Genomic DNA, 16,808 nt, shown 5'->3' with positions numbered 1-16,808 from the left:
TCATTGCCCTCCCTGGAAAGCGCCCAGCGTCTGCCGGGCAATCACCACGCGCTGCACATCCGAAGCGCCCTCGTAAATGCGCAACGCGCGGATATCGCGGTAAAGCTCCTCCACCTTCTGGCCCGAACGCACGCCGTCGCCGCCATGCAGCTGCACCGCCTTGTCGATCACCTGCTGCGCCTGGTCGGTGGAGAACAGCTTTGCCATCGCGGCCTCGCGGGTGACACGCGCCGCACCGGAGTCCTTGGCCCAGGCGGCACGGTAGACCAGCAGCGCCGCGGCATCCACATCCAGGGCCATGTCGGCGATATGGCCCTGCACCATCTGCAAGTCGAACAAGGGCGCACCCTGGACCTGCCGGGTGGAGACCCGAGCCAGCGCTTCGTCCAGCGCCCGGCGGGCAAAGCCCAGCGCCGCGGCTGCCACGGTGGAGCGGAACACATCGAGCACCGACATCGCGATCTTGAAGCCCGCGCCGGGCTGGCCCAAGAGCGCAGATTTCGGGATCCGGCAGTCAGTGAAGCGCAGCGTCGCCAAGGGATGAGGCGCGATCACCTGCTGGCGTTCTGCCACCTCGAACCCCGGCAGCCCGGCGGGAACGATGAAGGCCGACAGCCCCCTAGCGCCCGGGGCCTCGCCGGTGCGGGCAAACAGCGTGTAGACATCGGCAATCCCGCCGTTGGAGATCCAGGTCTTCTCGCCGTTCAGCACGTAATGATCGCCATCCGGCTCTGCCGTCATGGTGGAGTTCGCGACATCCGAGCCCGACTGCGGCTCGGTCAGCGCAAAGGCGGAGATCGCCTTGCCCGCGCGGGTGAGCGGCAGCCATTCAGCCTGCTGCTCAGGCGTGCCGAAGAGCGAGATCGCCCCGGTCCCCAGCCCCTGCATGGCAAAGGCAAAATCCGCGAGCCCGTCATGGCGTGCCAGCGTTTCACGGATCAGGCAGAGCGTGCGCACATCCAGGCTCTCGCCCGCCTCCGCTCCGCTGTGCCGGGTCCAGCCCGCCTCGCCCAGCGCCGCCACCAGCGACCGGCAGGCGGCATCGGTGTCGGAATGGTCGATCCCCGCAAGCGCGCCCGCGGCCCACTCGTCCAGTTCTGCCGCCAGCGCGCGGTGGCGGTCTTCGAAGAACGGCCAGCTCAGAAAGCTCTTGTCCGCCATTATATTCTCCTCCCTTGGGCCGTCGCGACCTGCACACAGGTCTTCCTCTTGCCCGAAATATCCCCGCCGGAGGCTCCCGCGCCCTCCTCCGGCGCGAAAGCCCTTTACGTCACGCCTCAGTCGCCCTCGAAGACCGGTTTGTCCTTGTTCACGAAGGCATGGTAGGCGCGTTCGAAATCCGCGGTCTGCATGCAGATGGCCTGCGCCTGGGCCTCGGCCTCGATCGCCTGCTCGATCGACATCGACCATTCCTGCGCCAGCATGGTCTTGGTCATCATGTGGCCGAAGTTCGGGCCCGCCGCGATTCGCTCGGCCCATTGCCGCGCCGCGCCCGCCAGCTCCGCCGCGGGCACAAGCTTGTTGTGGAAGCCCCAGGCGGCGCCCTCCTCGGCGCTCATCGAGCGGCCGGTATACAGCAGCTCGGCCGCACGGCCTTGACCTATGATGCGGGGCAGGATCGCGCAGGCGCCCATGTCGCAGCCCGCGAGCCCGACCCGCGTGAACAGGAAGGCGGTCTTGGCTTCCGGCGTCGCGATCCGGATGTCCGAGGCCATCGCGATGATCGCGCCGGCACCGACGCAGATTCCATCGATGGCGGCGATGATGGGCTTGCCGCAGTTCACCATCGCCTTGACCAGATCGCCAGTCATGCGGGTGAAGGCGAGCAGCTCTTTCATGCTCATCCTGGTCAGCGGCCCGATGATGTCATGCACATCGCCGCCCGAGGAGAAGTTGCCGCCGTTCGACGAGAACACCACCGCTTTTACGCTATCGTCGTAGTGCAGGTCGCGGAACCAGTCGCGCAGCTCGGCGTAGCTGTCAAATGTGAGCGGGTTCTTGCGCTCGGGCCGGTCCAGCGCGACGGTAGCGATGCCGCCCTCGATGCTGCACAGGAAGTGCTTGGTATCGGTATTCATCATCTGTCCTTTTCCCCCTTGCCGGTCTGGCGGGCGACCGCATCCAATGCAGCAGCCACCCGCTGCGCGTCCTCGTGGCTCACGTCCTGGAAAATGCGGTCGATCCAGGCTTCGTGCGCGGCGGCCTGGCGGGTAAATTCCTCCCGCCCCTGCCCGGTCAGCCGGACGCGGCTTGCGCGGCGGTCGCCCGCGACCTTCTCACGCAGCACGTGGCCGTCCTCCACCAGCCGCTCCACGATGCCGGTCACGTTGCCGTTGGAGACCTTCAGCACGCCGGACAACTCGCTCATCTTCAGCCCGTCCTCGTGCTGCATCAGCGCCGCCATCACATCAAAGCGCGGCAGCGTGGTGGCGAAGTCGTTGCGCAGGTTCTCGCGGATCTCGCTTTCCACCGCGCGGGTCGCTTTCAGCACCTTCAGCCACAGCCGCAGCCTGTCTTTGGATGTATCGCTCAAATCTCACCTCCGGTAACCGGCAGCGCGCTGCCATTGACCGAGCCCGCGCCCTCGCTAGCCAGCCACAGCGCCGCTGAGGCGACTTCGCCCGGCTGGATGAAGCGGCCCTGCGGGTTGCCCGCGCGCAGGGACTTGGCGGCCTTCTCCTCGCTCATGCCCGTCTTCTCCACGATGTTGCGGATCGAGCGTTCCAGCAAGGGGGTCTCGATGAAGCCCGGGCAGATCGCGTTCACGGTGACGCCGGTGCGGGCAAGCTCCACCGCGAGCGCGCGGGTCAGCCCAACGACACCGTGCTTGGCTGCGCAATAGCCCGAGACATAGGGGTAACCCTTCAGCCCCGCGGTGGAGGCGATGGCGATAAGCCGCCCCCAGCCTGTGTCTTTCATGCCGGGCAGGCACGCCTGCCACAAATTGAACACCCCTGTGAGGTTCACGTCCAGTGCCGCCTCGAAATCGCCCGTTGTCATCCGCTCGAAGGGTTTGGAGGGCGCGGCACCGGCATTGGCAATTGCAATCTGCACCGGGCCTAGCGCCTCCACCGCGCTGGCGATGGCGGCGTCAAGGCTCGCGCGGTCAGTGACGTCGCAGACTTCCACATGCGCGCCGGTCTGCGCGGCCACCTCCTCCAGCGCGTCCAGCCGGCGGCCGAGGATGGTGACGCACGCGCCCGCTTGCGCAAACTGCGCCGCAAGCTCCGCCCCCACGCCGGAGCCGCCGCCGGAGATCACCACATGGCGGCCCGCGATATTTTCCGCCGTGCTCATGCGCGGATCACCTCTGCCTCGCGGTCGGCCAGGCGCCAGGCCTGATCGCGGCCCGCTTCATAGGGCAGCGGCCAGCTGGCGTGGCGGTCGCCGATGCGGGTGGCCTCGTGCAGGGTCCAATAGGGATCGGCCAGGTGCGGGCGCGCGATGGCAACCAAATCGGCCCGCCCCGCCATCAGGATCGAGTTGGCGTGGTCGGCCTCGTAGATGTTGCCCACCGCCATGGTCGCGATGCCCGCCTCATTGCGGATGCGGTCCGAGAACGGGGTCTGGAACATGCGGCCGTAGACCGGCTTTGCCGCCGTCGTGGTCTGGCCGGCAGAGACGTCGATGATGTCGGCACCCGCTTCGGTGAAGGCCTTGGCGATGTCCACCGCTTCTTCGGGAGTCACACCATCTTCGCCGACCCAGTCGTTGGCCGAGATCCGCACCGACATTGGTTTGCCGACCGGCCAGACCGCGCGCATGGCGGCGAAGACCTCAAGCGGGTAGCGCAGACGGTTTTCCAGGCTGCCGCCGTATTCGTCATCACGGATGTTGGACACGGGCGAGATAAAGGAGGAGATCAGGTAGCCATGCGCCGCGTGAAGCTCGATCATGTCGAAGCCCGCACGCTGGGCCATCAGGGCGGCGGAGACGAAATCATCCGTGACCTGATCCATGTCCTGACGGGTCATCGCGCGTGGGGTTGCGTTCTCATCCGACCACGGAATCGCGGAGGCCGAGAGGATCTCCCAGTTGCCGCTGTCCAGTGGCTTGTCCATGCCTTCCCAGCCCAAATTGGTCGAGCCCTTGCGGCCCGAGTGGCCGATCTGGCAGCAGATCTTGGCCTGCGTCTCTCCATGCACGAAGCTGGTAATGCGCTTCCAGGCGGCCTCATGCTCCGGCGCGTAGAGACCGGGGCAGCCCGGTGTGATCCGGCCTTCGGCGCTGACGCAGGTCATCTCGGTGTATACCAGCCCGGCGCCGCCCTTGGCGCGCTCGCCCAGGTGCACCAGATGCCAGTCGGTCGGACAGCCGTCCTCCGCCTTGTACTGTGCCATCGGCGAGACCACGATGCGGTTCTTCAGCGCCATGTCACGCAGCTTGAAGGGCGCGAACATCGGCGGCCGCACCGGGGCATCGGCAGGCGCGCCGGCCCGGTTCTGAAACCACTTCTCCGCCGATTTCAGCCAGTCTGCATCGCGCAGGCGCAGGTTCTCGTGGCTGATACGCTGCGAACGGGTGAGCAGCGAGTAGTTGAACTGCGCCATGTCCATGCCCAGGTAGCGCTCAACCTCCTCGAACCACTCAAGCGAGTTGCGCGCCGCCGATTGCAGGCGCAGCACGTCGAGGCGGCGTTCCTCCTGATAACGCTCGAAAGCACGTTCCAGCGTCGGTTCGGTGGTCAGGAATTCCGCGAGCGCGATGGCACTGTCAAAGGCCAGCCGGGTGCCCGACCCGATCGAGAAATGCGCGGTAGCGGAGGCATCGCCCAGCAGCACCACATTCTCGTGGTGCCATTTTTCGCAAAGCACGCGGGGGAAATTGATCCAGACCGCCGCACCGCGCAAGTGGGCGGCGTTGGAGATCAACTCATGGCCGCCCAGGTGATCGGCGAAGATCTCCTCGCAGGTACGGATGATTTCCGCCTTGGACATACCCTCGAAACCCCATTTCTCCCAGGTCTCGGCCGAGCATTCCACGATCACCGTCGCGGTGTCCTTGTCGAATTGATAGGCGTGGATCCACATCCAGCCGTGCTTGGTCTTTTCAAAGATGAAGGTGAAGGCGTCGTCGAACTTCTGCTTGGTGCCCAGCCAGATGAACTTGCAGGGCCGCACGTCGATGTCGGGCTTGAAGTGCTCGGCAAACTCGGTGCGCACGCGGGAGTTGAGGCCGTCGCAGCCCACCACCACGTCATAGTCCTTCTGATATTCGGCCGCGGTTTTCGCCTCCGTCTCGAAACGCAGATCAACCCCCAGTTCGCGCGCGCGGTCCTGCAGCAGAAGCAGCATCTTCTTGCGCCCGATGCCCGCAAAACCATGCCCGCCCGAAACCACGCGCTCACCGCCCCGCACCACCGCGATGTCATCCCAATAGGCAAAGTTCTCGCGGATCGCCGCTGCGCTGACCGGATCGTTGGCGCTGAGGTTCTCCAGCGCGTCATCCGAAAGCACAACGCCCCAGCCAAAGGTGTCGTCAGCCTTGTTGCGCTCGATCACAGTGACCTCGGCATCGGGCTGGCGCAATTTCATGGAAATGGCAAAATACAGCCCGGCGGGCCCTCCCCCTAGACAGGCGATCTTCATGGCACTCCCTCTCTGCGATCCGCATTTCCGTTGCGAAGCAGGATAAGGCGGCCGGTTAAAACTTCAAGCTTAAAATTTCATGCTTGAAACAAAGCGGGCCGGTCCGTGGGATGCGCGGATAATCCCACGCAGGAAGCGGGCACGCGGCTGTGCCGCGGCCCGGTTTCTTCCCTTCTGATGATCATTCCGCCCCCGCCAGCACCAGCACGGGCCATAAGGTCAGAGCTCGCGCAGGTACTGCATCACCGCCGGGCGCACCGCCTGATCGCCCCGGTGGCGGGCGTCGGCGATGATCTTACGCAGTTCGCCAAGATGGACCCGCAAAAGCAGCGATTTCACCGGTCCGATGGAAGCCGGGCGCATCGACAGCGTGCGGATGCCCATGGCCGCGAGGCAGACCGCCTCAATCGGGCGCCCCGCATCCTCGCCGCAGAAGCTGAGCGGAGTGCCGGAGATGCCGCAGCGCTCCACGATACGTTCGATCAGGCTGAGGAAGCTGACGTTTAACGTATCGTAGCGCCGCCGCACCCGCTCATTTTCGCGGTCGGCTGCAAAGAAGAACTGCTTGAGGTCGTTGCCGCCAATCGACAGGAAGGCGACTTCGTCGAAGAACTTCTGCGGCGCAAAGGCGAGCGAGGGCGTCTCCAGCATCGCCCCCACCTTCAGCTCCGACGGCAGCGGGTGGCCCAGGATGCGCTCCCGCTCCAGCGTCTTTTCGACCTCGGCACGGGCAGCGCGGTATTCTTCGAACTGGGCGACGAATGGGAACATCACCGTCAGGGGCCGCCCGTCGGCAGCGCGGATCAGCGCCTGCAGCTGCATCCGCATAATGCCCGGCTTGTCCAGCCCGACCCGGATCGCGCGCCAGCCCAGTGCCGGGTTCGGCTCGTCCGTGGGCTTCATGTAGGGCAGCACCTTGTCCGACCCGATGTCCAGCGTGCGGAAAACCACCGGTTTGCCGTGGGCGGCATCCAGCACCCGCTGGTAGAGTGCCACCAGCTCCGAGCGTTTCGGCATCTGGTTGCGCACCAGAAACTGCAGCTCGGTGCGGAACAGCCCCACCCCTTCGGCGCCGGAGCCATCGAGAGAGGGCAGATCCGCCATCAGACCGGCGTTCATCATCAGGTTGATGCGCTGGCCGTCGCGGGTGACGGCGGGGCAGTCCCGGATCGAGGCGTAGCGCTCCTGCGCCTTGGCCTGCATAGCGATCTTGTCGCGGAAGGCGCTGACAACGGTGTCCTCGGGGCGCAGGTGCACGACGCCCTGGTCGCCATCGACCATCAGGTGATCGCCGTTCAGCGCCTCGGTGGTGATGCGCTTGGCATTCACGACCAGCGGAATCGCCAGTGCCCGGGCCACGATGGCGGCATGGGAGCCGACCGAGCCTTCTTCCAGCACGATGCCGCGCAGGGAGCGGCCATATTCCAGCAGCTCGCCGGGGCCGATGTTGCGGGCGACCAGAATCGGATCGTCGGGCAGCTCGGCGCCGGTGTTGGAGCCCTGCCCGGTCAGAATCCGCAAGAGGCGGTTAGAGAGGTCGTCCAAGTCGCTCAGACGTTCCCGCAGGTATGCGTCCTGCACCTGTGCCATGCGCGAACGCGCCTGCGACTGTTCCTTCTCCACCGCGGCTTCGGCGCTGAGGCCGCGGGCAATGTCTTCTTCCATGCGCCGCATCCAGCCCTTGGAGTTGGCAAACATCCGGTAGGCTTCGAGCACCTGCAGCTGTTCGGAATCGCCCGAGCGGGAGACCTCCAGCATCTTGTCGACGCCGACGCGCAGCTCTTCCACTGCCGCAGTAAGCCGCTCCAGCTCGCGGTCAGGATCATCGGCAATCGGGTTGGTCACGATGACGCGCGGCTCGTGCAGCCAGACGTGGCCTTCCGCGGCGCCTTCCTGCGCCGAGGTCGCATGGATCATCACGGCTTGCTGGTGCAGCGGCGACAGTGCCGCGCCCTCGCCCACAAAGGCACCCAGTTCCGTCATCTCCGCGATCACCATGGCCACGACTTCCAGGGCATAGACCGCATCGGAGGAGAACTCGCGCGCTTCCTTGGATTGGACGACCAGCACGCCGAGCATCTCGCCCAGGCGCTGGATCGGCACGCCGAGGAAAGAGGAATAACGCTCTTCCCCGGTCTCCGGCATGTAGCGGAAACCCTTGGCATGCGGAGCGTCAGGGGTGTTTATGACTTTGCCAAACCGGGCAACACGGCCCACCAGGCCTTCGCCGATGCGCATCCGGGTCTGGTGCACCGATTCGAGGTTCAAGCCTTCGGTGGCGCAGAGCTCCAGAGTCTCGTCATCGCGGAAGAGATAGACCGAGCAAACTTCGGTACCCATGCTGTCCGCGATCAAATGCGTGATCTTGTTCAGCCGGGCCTGGCCGGCGTCATCGCCCGCCATAGCCTCGCGCAGGCGGACCAGAAGCTTCCTGCTCTCGGATTCCATCGTTTCAGCCATTGCCACCCTTTCCCCGGCTACCGCACTTCCGCCTCAGCTGCACAATCCGTGCCTGTGCGGGCACCGCCCAAAGTAGTGCGCCAGCCGTCTCTCCTCCACCCACTTGTCCCACCCCGGCGAAAAAAGTCCAAGATTTTTTGCAGTCCTGCCGCCAGCTTGGGCGGCAAACGGTGCCGCAGCGCAGAAACCGTCCGGCACGGCTCCGGCCACGCAAAAGAAAGGCGCCCTGACGGCGCCTATGCTGTGGTTCTGGTCTCCGGAGGCTGCATGCGGCGGCGTTCAGCCGGCTTTTTCCAGCTCGAAGGCGTCGTGCAGCGCCTGCACGGCCAGCTCCATATACTTGCGGTCAATCAGCACCGAGATCTTGATTTCCGAGGTGGTGATCACCTTGATGTTGATGCCCTCATCCGACAGCACCTTGAACATCTTGGCCGCCACGCCCGACTGCGAGCGCATGCCGATACCCACGACCGAAACCTTTGCGACGTTCTTGTCGGCCAGCAGCTCGGCATAGTTCAGCTCGCCCTTGTCCTTGATCGCCATCAGAGCCTGCTCCGCGCGCGCGACCTGGTCGGTCGGGCAGGAGAAGGTCATGTCGGTGCGGCCCTCTTCCGAGATGTCCTGCACGATCATGTCGACGTTCACTCCCGCGTCGCTGAGCGTGGTGAAGATGGTGGCCGCGATGCCGGGGCGGTCGGCCACCGACTGCACGGTCAGCTTGGCTTCGTCACGGGAATAGGCCACACCGGCCACAACATTGGATTCCATGATTTCCTCCTCGTCGCAGACCAGGGTTCCGGCCTCGTCGGTTTGTTCGTCGAAACTGGACAGCACGCGCAGTTTCACCTTGTAGCGCATCGCCAGTTCGACGGAGCGGGTCTGCAGAACCTTGGCGCCGAGAGAAGCCAGTTCCAGCATTTCCTCGAACGCGATCCGGTCCAGCTTGCGGGCCTTGTCGCAGATGCGCGGGTCGGTGGTGTAGACGCCGTCCACATCGGTGTAGATATCACAGCGCTCAGCTTCGAAGGCGGCCGCAAAGGCGACTGCCGTGGTGTCCGAGCCGCCCCGGCCCAGCGTGGTGATGCGGCCTTCGGGGCTGATGCCCTGGAAACCCGCGACCACCGCGACTTTCATGCCCTCGTTGAACTTCTGGGTGATGTTCTCCGGCGGGATCTCCTCGATCCGGGCCTGGCTGTGGGCCGAGTTGGTCTTGAGCGGCACCTGCCAGCCCTGCCAGCTGCGCGCCGGGACATCCATCTCCTGCAGGGTCAGCGCCATCAGGCCCGCGGTGACGTTCTCGCCCGAGGACACCACGGCATCATATTCGCGCGCATCATAAAGCGGGGAGGTCTCGTCCACCCAGCCGACCAGCTCGTTGGTCTTGCCGGACATGGCAGAGACGATGACAATCACGTCATAGCCCTTGGCCACCTCAACGCCGACGCGTTTTGCGGCGCGGCGGATGCGGTCCAGATTGGCGACCGACGTGCCGCCGAATTTCATCACAAGTACGGGCATAAGGAAATCGTCTCCCTGCGCTTGCGGGTTATAATCCAGAGCCTCTTATGCGAGCCGCCCTGCAAGAGCAAGCGGCGCATTGTAGCGATACACGGAGGCCTCACGGCTCCGGGGCGCGCGCCTCAGGCCCGCCAGAAGCGGACGGTGAGGATCGCGTAAACCGCCATCAGCTCCAGCCGGCCGATCAGCATGGCCGCGCTCAGGATCCATTTGGCGGGGTCGTTCAGCGTGGAAAAATTGCCAGCTGGGCCGATGATGTCGCCCAGCCCGGGGCCGACATTTGCCACCGCCGTGGCCGCCCCCGATACGGCGGTCACAAAATCCAGCCCGGTCAGCGCAAGCGCCAGGGCGATCATGCCAAGCGTCAGGACGAAGAACATGAAGAAGGAGATTACAGAGCTCAGTACGTCCGCGCCTACCGGGCGGCCGTCGAAGCGCGGGACGAAGACACCGTGGGGCGAACGGATGCGCAGGATCTGCACCTTTATCGCGGAAAACAGGATCTGGTATCGGAATACTTTTACCGAACAGGCCGTCGAGCCCGCGCAGCCTCCTATCAACCCGACGAAGAAGAAGATCATGATCAGCAAACTGCCCCATTCCATGTAATCCACGCTGGCATATCCGGTGCCGGATATGATCGAGGTGATATTAAATAGGGCTTCCCGCAGAGCCTGCTCGGGGTGATGCGGGAAAACGTAGGTCAATACGGCGGCGGTGACGCTGACCAGCAGAGCGATGGATATCAAGAAAGTGCGGACCTGACTGTCCCTGTACAACGGCGCCGCATGTCCGTTCAGAAGCTGCACGTAGCGCACGAATGGCAGAGCGGCGAGAATCATGAAAACCGCAGCGGCATATTCGGGCGGGCCGGAAAACGTGCCAAAGGACGCGTCGTAGTTTGAGAACCCGCCGGTGGAGGATGTCGTCATCGCATGCACCAGCGCGTCGAAGACCCCCATCCCCAGAGACGTGTAGACCAGCATGCAAGCCAGCGTCAGGCCCACGTAGATCAGCGAGATCTGCTTGGCGATGGCCTGGGCGCGGGGCAGGATCTTGCCCATCGTGTCGAAAGCTTCGGACTTGAAGATCTGCATACCGCCGACCCGCAGCTCGGGCAGGAACACCATCGCCACAACAATGATGCCGATGCCGCCCAGCCACTGCAGGATGCCGCGCCACAAAAGGAGACCGCGCGGCAAGCTGTCCAGCCCGGTGATCACCGTGGAGCCGGTAGTGGTCAGCCCCGACATCGCCTCGAAGAAGGCATCGACAAAGCGCAGCTCCGTCGCCCCCAGCATCAGCGGCACCGCCCCGAACAGGGGCAGCGCCAGCCAGACCGTGGTGGTCAGCAGAAAGGTCTGGCGGATGCTCAGCCCCTCGCGCACGCCATTGGCGCAACTGAGCGCGAGGAGCCCGCCGACCAGCACGGTGAAGACCATGCTTTGCAGGAACACCGGCCACTGGCCCTGGCCATCATAGAGATCGACCAGCAGCGGGAAGACCATCGTGGCTCCCAGAATGACGACCAGAAGGCCGATGACATACCCGACCGGGCGCAGATCCAACATGGCGCGCAGCGTTGGGCCCGCGCGCCGGAACTGTCAAGCCTGCCGCTCAGCCGTCGTTGCCGCCGTCCTTGGCGCCGTTGCGCTCAGGCATCTGCGGCAGTGCCGAGGGCTGGCGCGGGCGGCCGGGTTTGGCTTGCGAGGCCTCGCTGCCATTCAGGGCCGCTTGCGCCGGCTTCGTGGTTGCGGAAGCAACCGCGGCCGCGGCTCTGGCAATGGCATCCTCGCCTGCGGTGCTGGCAGCCCCCCGCCCGGTTTTGGCCGCCGCTGCAGGTTCCGGCGCGGCGGAAGCGGCGGGTTTGGCCGCCGCGGGCTTCGGCTGTTCTGCTGCCTTCGCCTCTGCAGGCTTGGACGCTTTGGTCTCAGCGGGCTTGGCCGTCTGTGGCTTTGCTTCGCCAGCACGTGCCTTTTTCGCCGGTGCCTTTCCGGCGGGTTTGGCGGCCTTGGACGCGGCGGTCTTGGCAGCCGGTTCGGAGCTTTTGCGGGACGGGCTCCCGGCGGCAGGCTTAACCTCTGCGGCCCGTGCCGTAGTGGCCGCGGTTGCTGCGGCCGGGCGCGCAGTCTTGCGGGCAGCGGGCTTGCGCTTCACGGGCTTGCGCGCCGCAGGTTTCGCGGCGGCCGGCGCTGCTTCGGGCTTTGCGGCCGGGGTAGCGGTGGCCGCCACAGAGGCCTGCTCTGCGCGCGCGGGCGCATCTCCCTGCTGCTGCGGCACCGGGAATCCCATCAATCTGCGCTGCACGTCAAAAAGGCTGTGCGCAAGCCGGATCTGCTGCAGAGGCACTTCGATGGCAGCCTCGGCCAGCTGGCGCCACAGCTTCATCTGCGCGCCGGCCGCGTAGCCTGCCCATTGGTGCGCCGGGAAAGAGAGCCCCTCGGGGTCGTGAGAGCGGGTCATTCGATACTCCTTACATCTAGCACTTGGCCCGCCTGGCCGCGATACGGAGTCCGGCGGCCGGCAAGCGGCGGGAAGCAGGCCGCCGGCCCCCGCATGTGGAGGCAGGGCGGCTGCGGGCAGTTGGTCGCGAACACATCTGCATCGGCTCCCCATTGGAACCCGCCGGGGATTCCCGGCCGGTTCCAAGGCAGGCTAGCATGAAATTCCGCATGGCAGCATAAAAAATGCCGCAGCGCAGAAGCGGCCGCGGCAAAAGCGGAAAACCGCCGCAGAAAGCATCTACGCCTACCCCCGGAGCGGCATGGCGCAGAGGTCATTCCGTTCCGGGTCAGCCCTGATGAATCAGGGTCGAAAACAGCTTGGGATCAAGGCTCACCGCCTTGAACAGCGGGCCATGGGTCATAACGCTCACCGCGTCATGGCTGTGCAGGCTTTCCTGGTGACTGGCAATGACACGGAAGTCGCCGATCCGGGGATCGCTCTGCAGAGCTTCGCAGAACAGCCTCGCCGCGTCCTCCACGAAGATCGGGTTGGCGGCATTCAATTCGGCAAAGGCCTGTTCGTCCTCCCGCTTGACCATGACTTGTGTCTCGGTCGGCACGGCGCGGCGGCAATGGTCGATCAAGTCCTCAAACCAAAGGCAGGGACCGTCCGGATCGTATTGTACCGAAATCCGCGCCACCGAACGCTGCGAGTGCGGGGTGGCGAGCTGGCCGCGGGCCTGGCGCGCATGTTCCGACAACTCCAGGGAGCAGGGACAGGTCGAGGAGTAGACATAGTCGAGATGCATGATCTTCTCGCGCACCCCGTCATGGTCCGACAGCTCCAGCGCAAGGTCGTAATACTGATAGCCGCTGAGGCCCGAGCGCAGACTTTCGACCTGCAGCGGGAAGGAGAAACGCATCTGCAGCCGGGCGTCGGGGCTGTCAAGATCGCTGAGGTAATCGTCCAGCGCCGATTCCATCACCTCGAAACTGAACGTGCGCTCCGCGTGCTTGTAGAAAGAGCGCATGATGCGGGACATGTTGATGCCCTTCTTCTCGGCATCAAGGCTCACGGTGCCGGTGACGCTGGTCTCCAGCGTCAAATCGCCGCCGTCGCGGGTATGGAAGCGGATCGGCAGGCGGAAGTTGGAAATCCCCACATGCTGAATCTGCTGGCGGGCGCCGCGGATCAGGCTGGTGGGGCCGTTCTGCAAATCGGGCAGCGTGGCACGGTAGGCCTCACCAGCCCGGAAATCCGCGGGGTAGCTGCGCGACAGCTCCGGATAATTAGCGGCGGCGCGCCCCGGCAGGAGCCGTGCCACCGCCGGGTGGAGCTCGGCAATCTCGGTCTCGCTGGCGCTGGCCGCCCAGACCCGCAGCAAGTCCAGCGCGGCGGCTGCAGCGGCGCGGTCGGGGGATCCGGGTCCCCTGTGTTCACGTCCGGAGGAGTCGCCGCCGTCGCGGGGGTGCATGTTCATTGGCGCATGTCCTTCCACTGGCCGGCCCGGAACGGAGCCGGCAGGCATCTGTATTACCCTGTTACGCCGCAAAACTCAAAACGGATCGGTCAAATGCGGCAGGAATGGCTTCTATTCGGACCCCGCACCGCCCAAACCGGACGCTGCAGGCAGTAGGGGGCGCCGGCCCCCGCTTCGCCTTTTGGCCAATCTATCACAGGAGTTATTTCCAAAAGGTGAACCATCGCTGCCGGCAGGCGGCCTGGCTTAGCCTTGCGCCGCCTGCAGCGCCGCCTTCAGATCGGCAATCAGGTCTTCGGCGTCCTCCAGGCCAACCGAAAAGCGCACAAGTCCCGGGGTAATACCCAGCTCCTGCTTCAGTTCGTCGCTTAGGCGCTGGTGGGTGGTGGTGGCGGGGTGCGTTGCGATCGACTTAGCATCGCCGAGATTGTTGGATATCACCGGGATAGTCATCGCGTTGAGAAAGCGGAAGGCGGCGTTCTTGCCGCCCTTGAGGTCCAAGGACAGCACGGTGCCGCCCTTGCCGCCAAGCTGGCTCTGCACCAACGCGTTCTGAGCGTGGGACGCGAGGCCGGGATAGATCGTGCGGTTCAGTGCCGGGTGGCTGTCCAGTGCTTCCGCGATCTTCAGCGCGGTTTCGGCCTGGGCGTTGACCCTGAGCGTGATGGTCTCCAGACCCTTCAGCATCACCCATGCGTTGAACGGGCTGAGGCTGCCGCCGGTGTGCTTCATGTAGGGTTCCAGCGTGCCGCGGATGAAGTCGCGGGTGCCCAGCACCACACCGCCCAGGGCCCGGCCCTGGCCGTCGATGTGCTTGGTCGCGGAATACACCACCACATCGGCGCCCTGCGCGATGGCGTTGGAGAAGACGGGGGTGGAGAAGACATTGTCCACTACCACGGTGGCGCCTGCGGCATGGGCGATCTTAGCCACCGCGGCGATGTCGATCACTTCCAACGTCGGGTTCGACATGCTCTCGAAGAACACAGCCTTGGTCTCCGGGCGCACCGCGGCGCGCCACTGGTCCAGGTCGGTGCCGTCGACAAATGTCACTTCGACGCCGAACCGGGCGAGGATGGTTTCCAGGATATAGAGACAGGAGCCGAACAGCGCCTTGGCCGACACCACGTGGTCGCCCGCCTTCAGCATCGAGGTCAGCGCGCCGCTCACCGCTGCCATGCCGGAGGCGGTGGCGAAGGCGTCCTCCGCCCCTTCCAGCGCGGCGATGCGCTCTTCGAACATCGCCACGGTCGGGTTGCCGTAGCGGGCATAGATGAACTCGTCCGGGCCGGTCTCGATGAACCGCGCCTCGGCCTGTTCGGCGCTGTCGTAGACAAAGCCCTGGGTCAGGAAGATCGCCTCGCTCACCTCGTTGTACTGGCTGCGGCGGGTGCCGCCATGAACCATGCTGGTGCGGCTGTTCCAGGTGCTGCTTGCGTTGTCGCTCATCTCGTCACAGTCTCCTTCGCGCGCCGGGCGGCCGGGAGTGACCGGACGCGCTTCAACAAAAAACCCCCGATCGGCCAAGCGAAAGGGGGTCCTTCACGTCCTGACCTCTTTAGCGGGAATGTTTAACGTGGCCCGCAATCCGGTAACAAATCGCCACGGTCAATCTCCGTTCCCAATACGCACAGCCGCGGGTTTCGTCAAGCTCCAGAGGCCGCGCGCGGTACGGGAGGCGCCGGCTCATTCGGCCGGGCCTGCCTCCTCTTCCTCGTCCTCGATGCCGTATTTCTGCAGCAGCCCGCCTTGCAGCATGAAGAAGGCAAACATCGCCACCGGCAGGCCGAAGGTCTTGAAATAGACCCAGGTCTCCTCGCTCTGCAACCGCCAGATAAGCTCGTTGGCCACCGCCAGCGCCAGGAAGAAGCCGCAGAGGCGGCGGGTCAGGATCATCCAGCCCTCCTGCTCGAGCGGCATCACCTCCTCCATCACAACCTTGAGGTAGCTCTTGCCGCGCAGAAGCCCCGCTCCCAAGAGCCCGCCGAACAGCAGGTAGAGCATCGTCGGTTTCATCTTGATAAAGCGCTCGTCGTTGAGCCAGACCGACATGCCGCCGAACAGCACCACCAGCACCAGCGTCGCGAACTGCATCCTGGAAAGGTGCCCGGTCAGCTTCCACAAAGCCAGGGTCGAGGCGATCATCAGCGGAATGAAGGCCGCGGTCACCACGATGAAGCCGCGGTATTCCTCTCCGCCGAGCAGGAAGACCTCGTCCTTCAGCTTCAGGTAGCCGATGAAGAACAGGACGATCGGGCCCAGTTCGAGGACCATCTTGAGGGTCGGGTTGATCTTCTTGGCGGCCATTAGGTCTCCTGATATGCTGCGGGCGGTCTGCATGCTGCCGGCGGCGCTCAAGCGCTGCCCATTTCCACTATCACGGCGCCCAGCGCGATCAAAGCCATCAAGGCAATCCGCCGCGGGCCGACGGTCTCCTTCAGCACCAGCCAGCCGATCAGCGCGGCAAAGACGGTGGAGGTCTCGCGCAGTACCGCCGCCTCGCCCACTTTGTCGAGCCGTGTGGCCAGCATAATCGCCCCAAAGGAGGCAAAGGCCACCAGCCCGCCGAAGAAGCCGCGAACCATCAGCGGCCCCGGCGCGGGCGGTTCGGCCATACCCTGCCAGCGGGCAAAGGCGATAACCGGGAACACCAGCCCGTCGATCATGAAGAACCAGGCAAGGAAGGTGAACGGGTCGGCGGTGGCCCGGATGCCGTAGGCGTCATAGGTGGTATAGAGCGCCACGAACAGCCCGGTGATCACTGCCAGCACCAAGGCGATACCCAGCGTCTCCCGCGCGGTAATCAGGAAAATGAAGTTGTAGATGGCGAGCCCGAAGATTCCGGCGAGCAGCACCGCAACGCCCAGCCACTGTGTGACCGTGAAGGTCTCGCCAAACAGCAGGTAGGCGCCGATCACCGCAAACAGCGGCCCGGTGCCGCGCACCACCGGGTAAACCACGGTGTAGGCGCCCTTGGTATAGGCCAGCGCCTGAAACAGCTTGTAGAGCACGTGGATGACCCAGGCTCCGAAGAAAATCAGCCACATGTGGGGCTCGGGCCAGGGTACTGCGAAGAAAGCAAATGGCGCCGCCATTGCGGCATAGGAGAAATCGATCGCCCCGCGCGACAGCCACGGGTCATGGCGGCCCTTCTGCAGCGCCCCGAAGACCGCGTGCAGGAGGGCGGCCATCACGGCGAGATACAGCGCCACCTGCTGCCCGGCCTGGGTGCCTTCGAGGGAAATCAGCCAATCGCTCAAATTCAATGCCTTCGTACAAAACTAGTGCGCCGGGGGCTGCCTGCTCCCGGACCCCTG

13 protein-coding genes and 1 riboswitch are annotated in these 16,808 nt (G+C 64.9%); all 13 genes read right to left on the bottom strand.

All coding sequences use genetic code 11. From position 1 onward, the window contains the following. Entirely contained in the window at nt 1–1,161 is a 1,161-nt protein-coding gene (locus ACOHWE_RS10640) for an acyl-CoA dehydrogenase family protein (RefSeq protein ID WP_420666251.1), read from the bottom strand. A 116-nt stretch (nt 1,162–1,277) separates the two neighbouring features. After that, nucleotides 1,278–2,081 (bottom strand): enoyl-CoA hydratase family protein, encoded by an 804-nt coding sequence (locus tag ACOHWE_RS10635; RefSeq protein WP_420666249.1) that lies wholly within the window; start codon nt 2,079–2,081, stop codon nt 1,278–1,280. Beyond that, nucleotides 2,078–2,533: a MarR family winged helix-turn-helix transcriptional regulator gene (locus ACOHWE_RS10630; RefSeq protein WP_420666248.1), complete on the bottom strand. Its 456-nt coding sequence runs from the start codon at nt 2,531–2,533 to the stop codon at nt 2,078–2,080. The genes ACOHWE_RS10635 and ACOHWE_RS10630 overlap by 4 nt, the downstream gene beginning before the upstream one ends. After that, a complete protein-coding gene (locus ACOHWE_RS10625) occupies nt 2,530–3,297 on the bottom strand; it encodes an SDR family NAD(P)-dependent oxidoreductase (RefSeq protein ID WP_420666246.1) in 768 nt (255 codons plus the stop codon). The genes ACOHWE_RS10630 and ACOHWE_RS10625 overlap by 4 nt, the downstream gene beginning before the upstream one ends. Beyond that, nucleotides 3,294–5,588: a bifunctional salicylyl-CoA 5-hydroxylase/oxidoreductase gene (locus ACOHWE_RS10620; protein ID WP_420666244.1), complete on the bottom strand. Its 2,295-nt coding sequence runs from the start codon at nt 5,586–5,588 to the stop codon at nt 3,294–3,296. Before ACOHWE_RS10620 ends, ACOHWE_RS10625 begins: the two co-directional genes overlap by 4 nt. A 219-nt stretch (nt 5,589–5,807) precedes the next feature. Next, entirely contained in the window at nt 5,808–8,048 is a 2,241-nt protein-coding gene (ptsP, locus tag ACOHWE_RS10615; RefSeq protein ID WP_420666242.1) for a phosphoenolpyruvate--protein phosphotransferase, read from the bottom strand. A 279-nt stretch (nt 8,049–8,327) separates the two neighbouring features. Beyond that, on the bottom strand, nt 8,328–9,566 hold the full coding sequence (locus tag ACOHWE_RS10610) for an aspartate kinase (RefSeq protein ID WP_420666241.1): 1,239 nt from the start codon (nt 9,564–9,566) through the stop codon (nt 8,328–8,330). Nucleotides 9,567–9,688: 122 nt separating this feature from the next. Then, nucleotides 9,689–11,137, bottom strand: a complete 1,449-nt coding sequence (locus ACOHWE_RS10605) for a TrkH family potassium uptake protein (RefSeq protein ID WP_420666240.1) — start codon at nt 11,135–11,137, stop codon at nt 9,689–9,691. Between the two features lie 46 nt (nt 11,138–11,183). Further along, the gene (locus ACOHWE_RS10600; RefSeq protein WP_420666238.1) at nt 11,184–12,029 is read right to left on the bottom strand and encodes a hypothetical protein; all 846 of its coding nucleotides are present in this window, start codon (nt 12,027–12,029) and stop codon (nt 11,184–11,186) included. A gap of 328 nt (nt 12,030–12,357) precedes the next feature. After that, the gene (gene folE2 / locus ACOHWE_RS10595) at nt 12,358–13,491 is read right to left on the bottom strand and encodes a GTP cyclohydrolase FolE2 (protein ID WP_420666237.1); all 1,134 of its coding nucleotides are present in this window, start codon (nt 13,489–13,491) and stop codon (nt 12,358–12,360) included. A 246-nt stretch (nt 13,492–13,737) separates the two neighbouring features. Beyond that, the gene (metZ, locus tag ACOHWE_RS10590) at nt 13,738–14,940 is read right to left on the bottom strand and encodes an O-succinylhomoserine sulfhydrylase (protein WP_420666235.1); all 1,203 of its coding nucleotides are present in this window, start codon (nt 14,938–14,940) and stop codon (nt 13,738–13,740) included. An 88-nt stretch (nt 14,941–15,028) separates the two neighbouring features. Then, a riboswitch (SAM riboswitch) is annotated at nt 15,029–15,107 on the bottom strand. Between the two features lie 70 nt (nt 15,108–15,177). Then, nucleotides 15,178–15,798 carry an inner membrane-spanning protein YciB gene (locus tag ACOHWE_RS10585; protein WP_420666233.1) on the bottom strand — a complete coding sequence of 207 codons (621 nt, stop codon included), beginning with the start codon at nt 15,796–15,798 and terminating at the stop codon, nt 15,178–15,180. A gap of 47 nt (nt 15,799–15,845) precedes the next feature. Then, nucleotides 15,846–16,751, bottom strand: a complete 906-nt coding sequence (locus ACOHWE_RS10580) for an EamA family transporter (protein ID WP_420666231.1) — start codon at nt 16,749–16,751, stop codon at nt 15,846–15,848. Between the last annotated feature and the right edge of the window lie 57 nt (nt 16,752–16,808).

The organism is Cribrihabitans neustonicus (assembly GCF_048820895.1).
GTDB classification, from domain to species: Bacteria; Pseudomonadota; Alphaproteobacteria; order Rhodobacterales; family Rhodobacteraceae; genus Cribrihabitans_A; species Cribrihabitans_A neustonicus.
This window is presented reverse-complemented; position numbering and strand designations above follow the sequence as displayed.

What these genes read in the sequence shown, in the direction of transcription:
- ACOHWE_RS10625 (WP_420666246.1), bottom strand. Translation starts at nt 3,297, where the DNA reads ATGAGCACGGCGGAAAATATCGCGGGCCGCCATGTGGTGATCTCCGGC.
- ptsP (WP_420666242.1), bottom strand. Translation starts at nt 8,048, where the DNA reads ATGGCTGAAACGATGGAATCCGAGAGCAGGAAGCTTCTGGTCCGCCTG.
- metZ (WP_420666235.1), bottom strand. Translation starts at nt 14,940, where the DNA reads ATGAGCGACAACGCAAGCAGCACCTGGAACAGCCGCACCAGCATGGTT.
- folE2 (WP_420666237.1), bottom strand. Translation starts at nt 13,491, where the DNA reads ATGAACATGCACCCCCGCGACGGCGGCGACTCCTCCGGACGTGAACAC.
- ACOHWE_RS10635 (WP_420666249.1), bottom strand. Translation starts at nt 2,081, where the DNA reads ATGATGAATACCGATACCAAGCACTTCCTGTGCAGCATCGAGGGCGGC.
- ACOHWE_RS10600 (WP_420666238.1), bottom strand. Translation starts at nt 12,029, where the DNA reads ATGACCCGCTCTCACGACCCCGAGGGGCTCTCTTTCCCGGCGCACCAA.
- ACOHWE_RS10605 (WP_420666240.1), bottom strand. Translation starts at nt 11,137, where the DNA reads ATGTTGGATCTGCGCCCGGTCGGGTATGTCATCGGCCTTCTGGTCGTC.
- ACOHWE_RS10610 (WP_420666241.1), bottom strand. Translation starts at nt 9,566, where the DNA reads ATGCCCGTACTTGTGATGAAATTCGGCGGCACGTCGGTCGCCAATCTG.
- ACOHWE_RS10640 (WP_420666251.1), bottom strand. Translation starts at nt 1,161, where the DNA reads ATGGCGGACAAGAGCTTTCTGAGCTGGCCGTTCTTCGAAGACCGCCAC.
- ACOHWE_RS10620 (WP_420666244.1), bottom strand. Translation starts at nt 5,588, where the DNA reads ATGAAGATCGCCTGTCTAGGGGGAGGGCCCGCCGGGCTGTATTTTGCC.
- ACOHWE_RS10585 (WP_420666233.1), bottom strand. Translation starts at nt 15,798, where the DNA reads ATGGCCGCCAAGAAGATCAACCCGACCCTCAAGATGGTCCTCGAACTG.